The organism is Verrucomicrobiales bacterium (assembly GCA_016793885.1).
Classification (GTDB): Bacteria; Verrucomicrobiota; Verrucomicrobiia; order Limisphaerales; family UBA11320; genus UBA11320.
Genome location: JAEUHE010000203.1, coordinates 59,855 through 73,331 on the forward strand (window position 1 = coordinate 59,855; position 13,477 = coordinate 73,331).

The window sequence follows — 13,477 nt, forward strand, 5'->3', positions numbered from 1 at the left end:
TATGGAGCTGGCAGACAAGCATCGACAGTGGCTGCAGGAGTTAAGGAGCCTGGGCGATTCGCAGGAGCGAATGTCGTACCTGGTCCGACGAGCCCGCCAGTCGAGCCCTTTCCCGGCCGCATTCAGGACCGACGCGCATCGGATTCCTGGATGTTTGTCGAAACTCTGGTTGGCCGCCGAGCTGCTTGAAGGGAAATGCCAATTTCAAACCGATTCAGACTCGGCCATCGTGAAAGGAGTGGCTTCCCTGCTCTGCGAATTTTTTAGCGGAGCCACCCCCGCTGAAATCCTGGCCTACGAGGGCGATGCGCTGGCGGAATCTGGCATCCAGGCGCATCTCAGCCCTAACCGCCGAAACGGCCTGGGGAAGCTCAGGGAACGCATCCGTGACTTCGCGCAACAATACCAGTCGGCCGAAACAATCACCCCCGCTCAGACTTCCCGCCTCCCCAAGCTGTACGACGCCCACAACCACCTCCAGGACGCCCGGCTCAACCTCAACGCCGAGGGTCTCATGCAAGCCGCGGCGGCAGCCGGGATCGAACGGATGGTGGTCAACGGTTCTTGCGAAGAGGATTGGCCGCACGTCCAGGATCTGGCCACCCGCTTTCCACGCATTCTTCCCAGCTTCGGCTACCATCCCTGGTACATCACGGAAAGAACTCCAGCCTGGAAAGAGTCCCTGCAGAAATTCCTCGAACTTCCCGGTGCTGGCATCGGGGAAGTGGGATTGGACCGATGGATTCCCGACCCCAACATGGAGGATCAGGAGGAGGTGTTCGTCTGGCAGCTGCGTCTGGCCGCCGAAAGAAATCTCCCCCTGACCATCCACTGCCTGAAGGCCTGGGGCCAGTTGGAAGCATGCCTGAGACGGGAAGCTCGCCCCGCGCGGGGCTTTCTCCTCCACTCTTTCGGCGGCCCTCCGGAGATGATTCCCTCGTTCGCCAGGCAGGGTGCCTACTTCTCCTTCCCGGGTTACTATCTGCACGCACGCAAAGCGAAGCAGCGGGAAACCTTCCGGCAAGTGCCGCTCGACCGACTGCTGGTCGAAACCGATGCTCCCGACCAATTGCCGCCCCCCGAGAGGTGTCCGTTCCCGCTGGTCGCACCAGACACCTTGAAACCGATCAACCATCCCGCCAATCTCGCCGCCATCTATCAAGGGCTGGCCGACTTCCTTGGCATCCCTCTAGATGCCCTGGCCCATCAAGTCGGCTCCAACTTTCACCGCCTGTTCGGAACAGCGTGACGAAAGCGATCGCGAACGGTCAGATCTTCTATAGGCTCGCTGAAACGATCAGCTCCGGAGGACTCTGAGAAAAAGTTCCTCCGCAGAATCGCCGCCGCGAGCGGATCGAGGACGGCCGGCAAAAACCCAACCACGGGGAAAGCCTCTCATTCCATGGTCCGAACACAGGAACAAGCACGCAACGGGACGAGCGCCTGATCAGCTCCAACTGCAGCTATTGACAATCCCCTGATTCCACCCTCTGTTGAAAGTGTCAGCGTGGGGAGCTAAACAGGGGAGTCGAGGCGCCAAGCGCCTGGGAAACATCAACCACCCTTAACCGGAAGAGGTCCATATGCATCCACTCACTCAATCGTTACGGCGTCGGAAACGCGGTTTCACCCTCATCGAGCTGCTGGTCGTTATTGCGATTATCGGAATCCTAGCCAGCATGATTCTCCCGGCACTCAACCGAGCCAAAGCCAAGGCACGGCGGGTGCAGTGCATCTCGAACGTGAAACAAATCGGTCTCGCCTATCAGCTGTGGCTCCAAGATAACGAGGATAAATTTCCCTGGATGATCTCCTATCCCAAGGGCGGCAGCAACGGGCGCACCACGGCTGCGGAGCACTATTCCGTGATGTCCAACCAGCTCAATGCCGCCAAGATTCTGACCTGTCCGACGGTGGAGAAATGGCGTCCGGCGGCGGTGTCGTTCGGCCGCTTGCGCGACATCAATATAGCCTACGGAATCGGAACCGATGCCCGCGTGCTCATGGACGGGACGGGCTCCCAAGCCAATGCCAGCGGAGGTCAAACGTTCACCACCACCGACTTTGATATCGAGGGCGGGGATACTGCCACCTGCACTCGAGCGGGAAGGATCACGGTGGCCCGGTTCGCCGGCAGCTACGGAAAACCGGACACCTACCAAGCCAGGTGGTCGAGGACGAACCACATCAACGGTGGCCAAATGGCGCTGGTCGATGGCACGGTGGTCATCGTGGACACCATGGGGCTTCGACGCCAGCTCAGCCTGTCACAGGATGTCGGAAACGATTCCCACACCCTGATACCCAGGTAAGACAGGCGACGAGCGAGCCCGGCACGGATCGATCGAGTCGGCCGGGTTCGACAGGTGTTTCCAGGTTTAGTTCAGGGAGTGCTTGGAAAGCAATAGAGCATCGCGAGCGCGCGCGGCTTCCAAGCGCTCCTTCGCCAGTTGGATCTTGGCTTGGATCAGCTCCTTGTTCTCCAAACCTTTCAAAGCGAGTTGATGCTCGAGTTCTACGATGCGACGTTGGTAGGCGCTCAGGCGCTGCTGCAACGGGGCCTGGACCGCTTCCAGCCGTCGGTCCAACTGCGCAAGATCCTGAGCCGCCCGCTCCTGCACGCGCATGAGGTCCCGTTTCTGTCCCATCAACCTCGGAATAGCCGATTCCATCATCACTCTCGCCAAGTGCCGCAGCATGCCGTCCCGAGCCGTCTCTAGAGGCAATACCTCCATGCGACCCGAGGAAACCACGGCGCCAATCGTCAGTTCAGAAAGACCTAGGCCGGCTGATCGCTCCCGCATCCAGCGGCGAAACACCACGATCAACAACCCCAGACCTAGAAGCGAAGCCCCCACGGCAATCGATCGCCACGGACCATCCCATACCCGAGTAAGCATCCCGACCGGCACCGCGCCCATCGGGGCCAATCCTTCCGAACCGGGAGAACCCGCAGTCTCGAGACTCCGTGGGACACTCATTCCCAATTTGGAACGATCGGTCACCCAGGCTGGCACCCCGGTCCCGAACAAGGCTTCCCTCAGGCCCGGCTCCGGCTGCCGGTCGGAATCCGACCAGTAACGGTAATCACCTTTCCAGCCCAGAATCGCCCACCCCATGCCCACTTCGTCTAGCGACTTGCGAAAGGAATAATAATATCTCGCCCGCGAAACGGGATCCGCCTGAGCATGACACCCCAACTCCCCAAAATAGACCGGCCGACCATAATGCGCAGACCATTGCCTGGCCAAAGCGATCAGGCCCCGAAAGGCCGCCGGGCTGGACGGATTACGGTCACCCGCTCGCTGATTGTAGCGACCAAGCCAGCGGGACTGTTCGGCAGTAAGCGTGGCACCCTCGCCAGAGGCGAGCGGCGTCTCCGGTGGCCCCGGGAATAGCACCCCTTTCAAAGGAGCCGACGTGCGCCCCTGCTGCGTAAAGAGGACCGGATCCGCACAATCAATCGTCACGATCAAGTTGTCATCCCCCGGCGGCAGACGGAGCTTGGCGAGACTGGCGAAGGTCCCTGCTCCGCTGGGAGCGACAAAGATCGTCCGGCGAGCGGAATGCGCGCGAACCATGGGGATGATTTCCTCATAGGCGGACATCAACGCCTGGGTGGGCACCTCGCTTCCAGGTTCGTCCAGGATCTCAAAGGCCAGGTGGTCAGAAACGTCAGCGAAACGTTGGGAGATCTGCTCCCAGATGACAAACAGCCGCGCTGCCCCCCCGCTGGGATTCTGAACCAACTCATTAAAGCCGTGAAAACTCATCACTACCGAGAGGCCGCATCGGCGCGCAGCCGAAATCAATTCTTCCACCTGCGCGAAGAGCTCCTTGGGAACCATGCTGCCCGTTTCCCGTTGCAGATGGAGATGCCAAGCCACCGGCAGGCGCACGTGATCAAATCCCTGGCTCCGGATCTCGGAGAGATCCGCCTCCGCAATCGGAACACGCTGGGGATCACTCAGTGAAACCTCCAGGAACTTGCGGAGGGTCACCCCTCTGGCATAACGGCGCGCGGCCTCATGAGCCCGGGTCGACTTGGAAAGCAGCGGCTTCATCTCAGTCCACCCCTCCGGACGCACCGCCTGCGCAGCCACCCGGAGGACCACCGGCGTGTCCTTGGTGACCCGGACCGGCAGATCCGAGACATCCTGATTCCATGTCCGAAGCGGCAGCGTCCGGTCCGCCCAAACCTCCGCCGGTATCAAAGCACCCTCGACACTCACGCGATGCCACAACACCTCCTCCTTAAACAGGGCTTGATTGGGAGCGGGGTCGCGATACCCACTCAACCGTAGCCGCACGGTTCCCGAACCCTTGGGAACGAACCGGACTACCACTTCGTTGGTGGCAAAATGAAACACCGGGAACTCGACGAAGTAGCGTCGGGTGACGTCGGAAGCCGAAGCATTCGAAGGACGACCGAGGGTGGCGTGGCCTCGCAGGATGTCCGCATCAGTCACCACGCTCACGCCGCTCTCACCCGAAATCTCAAAGCGAGCCGCGGGCGCTAGCTTGAGCGGCGACGTTTGCGCGAAAACACTCAACCAGGGGAAAACGCACCCGAGAAGAGCCACGAACCTCTGGGTCAGGGGCATGAGTGGATTTACCAGGATGAGCCGGCCGAAGTCAAACGGAAGGCAGTGACGAAATGGGAGAGCATGGTTCGAGGTGGGCGAGATGCAGGTTTAGCTCCGAGCGTCAGGGTAAGGCGGGACTCTCTCCGTACCCCTCATCGGACCGCTTCGCGATCAAATCACACTCTATCTCCCCCCCTGCGCCCGCATGCCAGATGGCATCCCCGGAACCGAGATCCGGAGACCGGTATCGCGCAGCCCCCGCTTAGTCACCTCGAACAGCCACAGGTTTCGCTCCGGATGACACTGCACCACAAGATGACGACCATCCGGCGTGAACGCAGCCCCTTCCGGAATGCGACCTACTTTAACCGTCTGACGATGTCGAAACGTCCGACCCGCCCGCTCCAGCAACACCACTTCGCCATGATCCTGGAGTAAAGAGTCCTGCGGAGCCAAATTGGAGCCGTTCATCATGACCGCAGCGAGCCAACGGCCATCAGGACTAAGCTCGATGGACTCCGGACTAATGCCCAGCTTCACCAGATCAACGGTGCGGGGCGGCGTCGCCTCCAAATCAATCACCGTAAGGGCGTCCATATCCGGCCCGTTGCCCGCTCCAATTCCCGCGGTGAGCAGCAACTGTCCATCCGGGGTGGTGAGCACTCGATACGGACGCCCATAGGTCGAGAACTTGCGCTCGGTCGCAGTCACCTTCTCGCCCTCAATCCGCAGCTCGCGGAGATGGTTCTTCTCCCGCACGCTGACGAACGCCCGGGTGCCGTCCGGAGCGATGGTCACATCGCTCACTTCATCGGCGGACAGGGCCAACGGCACATCGCTGAGCCAGGTCAGCGCCGTGCCCTCCAACCGCAACACGGACACTGAACCGCCTGCGCGATTCGCCACCAGCACCAATCGGCCGTTGGGGGCGATCGCCAGGCCGGAGGGCTGCGCACCCGTCCGGCCTTCCCCGACCACCCGAGGCGGATTCACGGTCAGATCCACCACGTGAACCCGATGCGCCGGAAACCACTTTCCCGGATTCACCGGGTCGATCTGAACCGAATCCGCCACCAATGCCAGCCGGCCATCCGCCGTAACAGCTACGTTGGAAGGCGGCCCAAGAACGGAATTGCTGACATTGGTCACGTGCACGACGACCGGCGGAAACGACTCGAAGTTCAGCAGGGTCAGCGTATCCGGCGCAGCATTCGGAACCAATCGGGAGACACCCGACGTCAAATCAATCTTGTTCTCATTGCCTGAGATCACCCATTTCGGAGCGGCCGAAACAGGCCACGAAACCAAGGACGCTCCCATGAGAAGGGTAATCCAGATGGATTTGGTTCGGTCGGAGAAATGAAAAAGCGTGCGCATGAATGTCGATCGATAGTGATGAAGGGACGAGTTCGAGCCCGAAGAAAGCGGGATCGTGACACCGAATCAAGGGAAAACCCTTCCCCCAGGTCTACTTGCCTCGGCGGGCGAGGTGGTCCTGCACTGCCTCCTTCACTTCAAATGACAGGTCCCCAACAAACAATTGACCCTGTTTGCGCAGCGCCGCAACTTCCGGTTGAGTGAGGGATGTCCACCCAGGGCCCTGAGCGCTCCGAGCCACTGCGTAAAACCGTCCTCCCCACCCGTAGAGATCAAAGCCCAGAAAATCCTGTTCCACTAACAATGGCTCCGATTTGGGCATAGACTCCTCAGCAGCCCGCCGGAGAGCCACCGATCGCACGGCAGTCGAATCAAGCCGAGAGAAGAAGTCGCTTCCCGGGGGATGCACCTGGTCGGCGGCTGCCAACAGCATCTTGCGAATGGAAGGCCACAGGGCGTAACGAGTGGTAAAGTCCTGGAAGGCGCTAGCCACCCGGATCGCCAAAGGCCGCCGAGTCGCGAGCTCACCCAGCACTTTTTCTGTCCAATCGAGAGCTGTCCAATCGCAGGCCAATCGCAACCGCCCCCTCTCGCCGCCTAGCCTCGCCTGCATCCCCTGCCTCAAAACCCACTTCGCCTCAGTCAGATCACCGGCATCAAACGATTTCCACGCTCGCTCCTCGAAACGGGCCAACTCCGGCGGCAGCGCCGTCCCATCCAAGCCGAACGAATTCGGGTCCTCGAGTTCGGACTCCGGAGCGGGGGCGTAGCCGAAGCGACGCATCCACTCCACCGCAGGACCTCCAAAACGCCGCAGCTCCTCAGCCGAATAGCACTCGCGCCACTCGCCAACCCTACCCTGGCGTGCCACTCGAAATGGCTTCCCAGTCTCCGCCTCAGCTCGCTGCATCGCCGCTTTGGTTTTCGAGAAACTGGATCTCCCCACTGCTACAAGGATATCCGCATCCGACCGCTGCAGTCCCAGGTCCAGGAGCACCTGCCGAACCAGGCTGAGTGGCTCTTCACGGGAGTCCTCAAACCGCACCACCCGCACCGGAACCAATCCCTCCAATCCCATCCACATCGCATGCCAGGCCGACCAGGTCTCGGCGGGAGGCAGGTGGAACATGTCCGGAAAATGGTCCGCCCACGCCTCAGGACGATCGAGGTACTCCAGAAAGGAGATAGCCGTGTAGTTGCGTTGATACAGGGAATGAATCGCATCCCGAGGATCCCGCACAAACAGAAACACCGGCCGGTCCGGTCGTCGGGCAAAGCTGAGATAATGCTCCCAAAAAACCTCAACCCCCGGCTCGAGACAAAACTCATTCCGCTCCTGGAGCAGCGGCAGATAGTAGCGCATGTGCGACACGCCCTCCGGAACAATGCGCTCGCACCCGGGGCGACCAGGCACCGCCTGCCAAAAGCCGTTCGGATAAAGACGGGGATTGGCGTGAGTGACGCGAATATTCAGCTCGGTAAGGACACTCACCAGCCAGCTCAATCCGCTCGGAAAGGGGGCGGATAATAGGTGAAATTCACGGCTCGGAATGGAGGCGTTCGAATTCACAGCGGATGACATTCAGCACCGATTCTCGCCACTACTTGACGGACCAAGTCCTCCAAACCGGCTTCTCCCTGATCGTTGCGTAGAACCAGGTGAGCCTCCTTAGGTTCGTCGTACTCCACGTGGACCCCCACCACATCCGATGCCTCGCCCCGCGCAGCACGGCTGTAAAGGCCCCGGGCATCACGCTGCCGCAGCACCTCCAGGCTCACCTGCACCCATACTTCAAGGTAGTTGGGCAGCTGTTCCCGATTCCAGAGGTGCACTTCGCGAAAGAGGGACATGGTAGGCACCACGACGATGAAGCCTTGCTCGGAGAGCAGCTTCGCCAGCCGAGCGATCCGCATGGCATTGGTAAGTCGGCTCACGCGATCGTGACCGATGTGGGGATCCGCCACCGCAAGCCGCACATCATCGCCATCCAGCAGCAGGGTCGGCAACCCCCGGCGACGCAGGCAATCCACCACCCTTCGCGCAATCGTGCTTTTGCCCGCTCCGCTGAGCCCCGTAACCCAGACCACCTGCGGTTGATGGGCCAATGCTATCACTGAGCTGACGCGTTTCATCGGCGTTGTCGCGTGCGCATCCCTAAGCGGCCATCTCCTGCCAGCGCCAATCGTGCCTCCAGGGCACGGATTGCTCCAGCCTCTGCTCGTAGAATCGCAAGTCCTCGTCGCTGTCGACCTCGCACCACTTTCCCTCGATGGGCACCGTCGAGATCACCCAACCTTCCGCCACCAGCCGGCGAAATAACCCGGTCACATCCAGCCGATCCCGCTCCTCGGGGGCGAGCGACGCCAGAAACGCCGCCAGCCTCTGCCAGCCTGACGTGGTAAATTTGAGAAGCCCCATATACTGCCCATGGATCCGGTGAACGGAATCCGACCGACCGCCGATCTCAGCCAGCCGACCGTCAGCCCCGCATTGGAAAGTCTCGGCATCCCCCAGCGGATTCTCGAAGCGCTCGGTCCACAGCTGTTTCCACCAACGGTCGTAGCTGATCACAATGTCGCCCGGTGCGGAGGCCAGCGTCCGCACGATGCTTGGATGATAAGCGATGTCGGAGTAGGAGACGATGCAGTCGCCGGCGCGCAACCAGGCGTCCGCGCAGGTCAGGGTCGCCACCATGTTCGTCTCCGCCCAGCGCGGGTTGTCGAACGTCTGGTAGCCAGGACCGCTCAAGGCCTCGGCCTGGTAACCTCGGACCACGGCCACCTGATCGATCCCCCCGGCCCTCAGGGCCGACAGCTGCCAATCCAGCAGGGAACGCCCCGCAATCTCTACCAGGCACTTCGGCGCGTTCGCTGTCAGCGAACGCATCCGCGAGCCCCGACCCGCCGCTAAAATCAATGCACGCATGGTGGAAAGGAAAAGGGAGTGAGATACTCAAACCGATCAGATGGCCCAGCAACCGTCACCGGCGTTGGATCCGGGAATCCCAGAGTGCGACGCATCAAGAGCACGTCGTCCTGGTCAGGCACCGCGTTTCGCTCAGGATGCCATTGAACGCCGACGATTGGACGAGCGCGGTGAGCCACGCACTCCGCCCAGCCGTCCTCGCTCACCGCCAACGCCTGGAGCGAATCAGCAACCTCGTCGGTGCGCACCCCATGAGCATGAAAGGAATTGACCACGCGCTCTGTGGGACCCGAGCCAGACTGGAGGAAACGAACCGAGTGACGGGTAGAAACATGGGCTTCCCCCGGACAGGGACGGACGGCGCCACCAAAATGATGCTGGATCACTTGCAGACCACGGCAAACACCAAAAGTGGGGATCGAGTTTTCCAAAGCGTAGCCAAGAAGCGCCCTTTCCGTCATGTCGCGCAGTGGCGCGGAGCCCAGATCGTTGCCGCCGGTGAGGATCAATCCGTCGATCCTCCATTCGCGGATATAGTCGTCCACCCGATTGCCCAGATTGGGAATCGAGAGCCAGCACGCATCAGGAAAAACCGAAGCCAGGAACCGGTGCCAATCCCAGGCCAGGGCATCGCGCTCCTCCGTGTAGCCTTCCGCGGTGACTACCCGCATCGTCAGTCCAATTCGCTTCATAGTTCGTTAAACACCCGCGGGTCGGACCAGCTTTTCATCGCAGCGCAGCTCTACGGCCTGAGCCGAGGCCAACCGTTCGAACAAGGACTCGCCCACTCCGATCGCGGCCGGAATCCCCAGCTCGGCACAGCGAATGGTCATGTGAGAGTTGGCTCCGCCAAACTTGGTGATCAGCCCGGCGATCCCCTTGGTAAAGATCCAGTCAAATCCCGGATCCGCACACTCGATGCAGACCAGCTTTCCGAACAGATCGGTGGCACCCGTCATACGGTTGGTCAGGCGAATCGGCGCGCCCTCGAGGCGCTTGCTCGTCACGAAGTTCGCCGCGCCGCGGTGCTGGGGCACGACATACAGGTCCTGGCCGCTGCGAATGATATATCCCAGGTGTAACCCGCGCATCTCTCGGGCATAGGTGCGCCGCGACTGGGCGAGCTCCTGAAACCAGGTCTCTCGGTCCCGCGTAACGGGCGTGGTCAGAGTCTCGGCTAGGTCGTGCAAGGACAAATGAGCCAGGTCCTCGCGCGTCAGGCCGATGCACTCCCCCCATTCCGCAATGTTCTCCACCGCATCGCTGAGCGGCCGGGTGAACACGAACTTCGCATGCTCCCGACCCACAATGGCCTGGGCGGCATAAACGAAAAGCTGCTCCGGGGACAAGGGGAGCCGGATCTCCTTCAAGAGCTGGGCGAATGCTCCTCGCTCTTCCGCGGTCAAAGTAAAGGTCCGATCCTCCGTCCTGTCTACCGACCTGGCCGAGGTCAGCGTGTCCCGGAACAGATCATCCCGCTGGTCATATCGAGGGCTGAGGATGTCAAAGGTGCCCGGACGCAGATGCCCATATCGCTTGAGGAATGTCTCAGGCGTCAGGCGCCCTTGAACCACGGAAGAAAAATCAGTAGCCATCAGACCGGCAGGCGTCGCCAAGGACCGCTTGAACGCCTCCAGACGATCGTTGGACCACATCCGACGTTCGATCGCGGATCGGAGCATGGCCTCCGCCATGAAGGCATGACGGGCCACCATGGCAAAAGGCCGGCTGCCATACTGTCGGCACGCGGCCAGCAGCCCGAAGGCCCGTCGCAATGGCGGATCCGGCAGCGGCCACGACACCAGATGGTTTTCCAAGATCGCGATGCGCTTGAGCGCCTGGGCCAGCGATCCTTCGGGCGACGGATCCACATTTCGAACCGTTAGCCGCCGCAACGCATCGACGTATTGCGCATGCTCCGCCGGAGCAAGCATGCCCGGGTAGCGGGAGAAGAGGTTTTGCTCGAAGGCGAAATCGAAAACCGTCTGCGCCACCTGAAACTCAACCTTGTCGTGAAACTCGGGATGCTCTGCCAACCGCTCCAGCCAGGCGTTCACCACTGTGTTCTCGACCGCCTGGGGCAGCCCCTCGGGGAGAAAGGAGCTGAAGCTGTTCCGCACATCAATATAAGGACGGCCAGCCAGGCTCACAACCAGCGGTTCATCGGGGACCGGCCGATATCCCATCGCGGCCCGCGCCTCCTGCCAAACGCCGTCGCTGATCAGATTGCGAAACAGGGACAGGGCCAAAGTCCCGGGTTCCGTCCCGATCAACTCCGCCACATTCCAATCCGGCATCTGCCCCAGCAAGGTCGTCGCACCCGGCAAACCAGGCCGGGGCTTGGAATGCTCAATGAGGAACTGATCCAGCTGTTCCAATGCTTCACTGATCCGCGTCCGCACTGCCCGATTCCAGTTTCGCTGCACCGCAATGCGACGCACCTGGAGCAGATGCACCGCCCCGTCGCTGGTTTGCGCGAACTCGATGTCCAATGGGGTGCGGCCACCCGTCAGGCTCTCCAACTCCCGCGCCAGGCTGAGCACCGCGCCCACCCGGGGGGATTCGATAAAGTCCGCCGGTGTGTCTCGATGCACCACCAGGCTCTTGTTCACATCCGTGCCGCCGGTGATGACATCCGTCCGACCCGATTCATCGTCGTAATTCAGAATGTAATAGGGCGCGCCATTGGTAAGATCATGGGTCATCAGCACTCCGCTCATCACCACATTGGAGAGCATGCGCTGGATCAGGACCTGATTGTGCGGATGGGTTGAATGGTAGCTTTCCAAAACCTCCTCAATGCCTCGCCTCAACGAGTCGCGGCACGAACCATCCACACGCAGCACCGACCGAAATGCCCCGGCCATGCTCTCAGCAGCGGTGTCCTCATGATAGGCGCTGCTGCGGACCGCCAGGGAACTGCCGCCAAAACGCTGCTGAATGCGGCCCATCACCCGTCCGGGATCATCCGACCACTCCGCCAGAGTGAAATACCAGAGATCCGGAACCGAGCCCGTTTGCAGGAGGGGCGACAAGCGTTCCAAAGTCTCCGCCTTCGTTCCAAACGTGATCGTGGTTTCACGAGTCGCGGAGCGATAGAACCGGGTGCTTTCAGTGGATTTCGATATGACCTCTTCCATTATAGGGGGAGCTGGGGTGAAATGAAGTTTTGGGGATGAGAAAAGGAAGCCGAACCGACAGTTCCTGCCACCGGGAAGCATTTTTTGCCGGGGAGCGAGGGAACAGGGCATTGACGAAGAACGCCCAAAGACGTCCATTTTCGAGATTCGGCCGCACGTCGAATGACCAGCTTCCACTGCATCCAGGCGTGTAGATCATAAGTCATGCCAGCTCACCGTCTTCCACGAACCTTTCTCGAAACTGGCTCAGGCCGGCTTGGCCAAGGGCCCCTTCAACTCCTCCACCCACTCGTGGTCCTTCTCGTATCCCCACTCGATCAAATAGTGGCCGCAATGACGGCGGAAACGATCGGCGGCAGCCACGTCGAAGTGATTGCGCCAATCGCCGGCGATGCCCTTCCTAACCATGTAGGCAGTGCGCACCGTTGGCCCCTCCTGCCCTCGATCCCGGCCCGTTTGACGCTGAAAGCTGTGCGCCTCACATAGGAACTGCAGACGCTCCTCGTTGATCGGAAGCCCGATGTAATTGAGAATCGCCCGCACCGTTGCCGGGATGTCTTGCTTCATGTCCTCGAAACGGAATCTCAAAACTCGAGATGGCTCCTTCGCCAGCCACGCGTTGGCATCGGCAAAGAGGTCCGCGAACTCGCCTTCGGAGCCTTCCGCCAGTCGCGCAACCACCTGGGCCGTCGTGAGTGAGGCCCACCCCACACGGTTCAGAGGGTCTCGCGCGTGACTCACCAGCACATCGCGGGGATCACGATACAGGCAAACGAACTTGACGTCATCGCGATGAAGCCACTTCTCGAGCGCCCGAGGCCCGCTGTGCGTCCAGTGGTAGAAAGGGACCGGACCGTCGAGAAAGGGTTGCAGCCAGTCGGTATCCACCGGCGTGCCCAGGGTCTCGTAGAAATAATCCTCGTGTAGGAGTTGTCGAAGTATCGGATCGATCGCCGAGGCTCCGGAGTTTGTGAGATTGTAAAAAAAGAGATGCGGGTGGTTGGGGGTCCGACGCGACCGTAATCGGATCTCTTCCCGCCACTCCTGACGCTTCGCCTCCAGTTCGCCACGCAACTCGGAGGCCCGAATCTCGCACGCCAGGGCTCGCGATACCCCGCCAAGATCGCGCAGTCGGGTGGCCGCAACCTGCGGGTCGAGCGGAGGAGGCGGAGGAGGTGGAGGAGGCTTCGAGGTCGCGACCGGGACCCGTGTGGCCCACGAGGTATCCAGCGGGGTCACTTTCTGTGGAGCCTGTTTTCGCCCACGCTTCTGGGCGAGGGCCAAGCCTTCGGCAGCCTCGACGCTCGCCGAATCCATCTTCAACGCCTGCTGAAACGCAATCTCAGCGATCTCATACTCTCCTTCATTGAGGTAACGCAGACCGACCTCAAGCTGATTTCGTAGCATGTCTGTGCTCATACGGACTGATTAGGCAGAAACTGCATCGC

At 60.9% G+C, this 13,477-nt stretch carries 10 protein-coding genes; 2 read left to right on the plus strand and 8 right to left on the minus strand.

The window, feature by feature from the left end:
• The first annotated feature begins 1 nt into the window (after position 1).
• On the plus strand, positions 2 to 1,249 hold the full coding sequence (locus JNN07_23470) for a TatD family hydrolase (GenBank protein ID MBL9170712.1): 1,248 nt from the start codon (positions 2 to 4) through the stop codon (positions 1,247 to 1,249).
• A 334-nt stretch (positions 1,250 to 1,583) separates the two neighbouring features.
• Positions 1,584 to 2,312 (plus strand): type II secretion system protein, encoded by a 729-nt coding sequence (locus tag JNN07_23475; GenBank protein MBL9170713.1) that lies wholly within the window; start codon positions 1,584 to 1,586, stop codon positions 2,310 to 2,312.
• 66 nt (positions 2,313 to 2,378) lie between these two features.
• On the opposite strand, the gene JNN07_23480 is transcribed toward JNN07_23475, so the two are convergent.
• From JNN07_23480 to JNN07_23515, 8 genes are all read right to left on the minus strand, one after another.
• Entirely contained in the window at positions 2,379 to 4,604 is a 2,226-nt protein-coding gene (locus tag JNN07_23480) for a cellulase family glycosylhydrolase (GenBank protein MBL9170714.1), read from the minus strand.
• Between the two features lie 165 nt (positions 4,605 to 4,769).
• A complete protein-coding gene (locus JNN07_23485) occupies positions 4,770 to 5,963 on the minus strand; it encodes a hypothetical protein (GenBank protein MBL9170715.1) in 1,194 nt (397 codons plus the stop codon).
• Between the two features lie 91 nt (positions 5,964 to 6,054).
• Positions 6,055 to 7,533, minus strand: a complete 1,479-nt coding sequence (locus JNN07_23490; GenBank protein MBL9170716.1) for a sulfotransferase domain-containing protein — start codon at positions 7,531 to 7,533, stop codon at positions 6,055 to 6,057.
• A complete protein-coding gene (locus tag JNN07_23495) occupies positions 7,530 to 8,096 on the minus strand; it encodes an adenylyl-sulfate kinase (GenBank protein ID MBL9170717.1) in 567 nt (188 codons plus the stop codon). The genes JNN07_23490 and JNN07_23495 overlap by 4 nt, the downstream gene beginning before the upstream one ends.
• A gap of 22 nt (positions 8,097 to 8,118) precedes the next feature.
• Positions 8,119 to 8,889: a phosphocholine cytidylyltransferase family protein gene (locus JNN07_23500; GenBank protein ID MBL9170718.1), complete on the minus strand. Its 771-nt coding sequence runs from the start codon at positions 8,887 to 8,889 to the stop codon at positions 8,119 to 8,121.
• The gene (locus JNN07_23505; GenBank protein ID MBL9170719.1) at positions 8,877 to 9,581 is read right to left on the minus strand and encodes a gamma-glutamyl-gamma-aminobutyrate hydrolase family protein; all 705 of its coding nucleotides are present in this window, start codon (positions 9,579 to 9,581) and stop codon (positions 8,877 to 8,879) included. The genes JNN07_23500 and JNN07_23505 overlap by 13 nt, the downstream gene beginning before the upstream one ends.
• Before the next feature lie 6 nt (positions 9,582 to 9,587).
• Positions 9,588 to 12,029, minus strand: a complete 2,442-nt coding sequence (locus JNN07_23510) for a hypothetical protein (GenBank protein MBL9170720.1) — start codon at positions 12,027 to 12,029, stop codon at positions 9,588 to 9,590.
• A 246-nt stretch (positions 12,030 to 12,275) separates the two neighbouring features.
• Positions 12,276 to 13,436 (minus strand): sulfotransferase domain-containing protein, encoded by a 1,161-nt coding sequence (locus JNN07_23515; protein ID MBL9170721.1) that lies wholly within the window; start codon positions 13,434 to 13,436, stop codon positions 12,276 to 12,278.
• Positions 13,437 to 13,477: the final 41 nt, after the last annotated feature.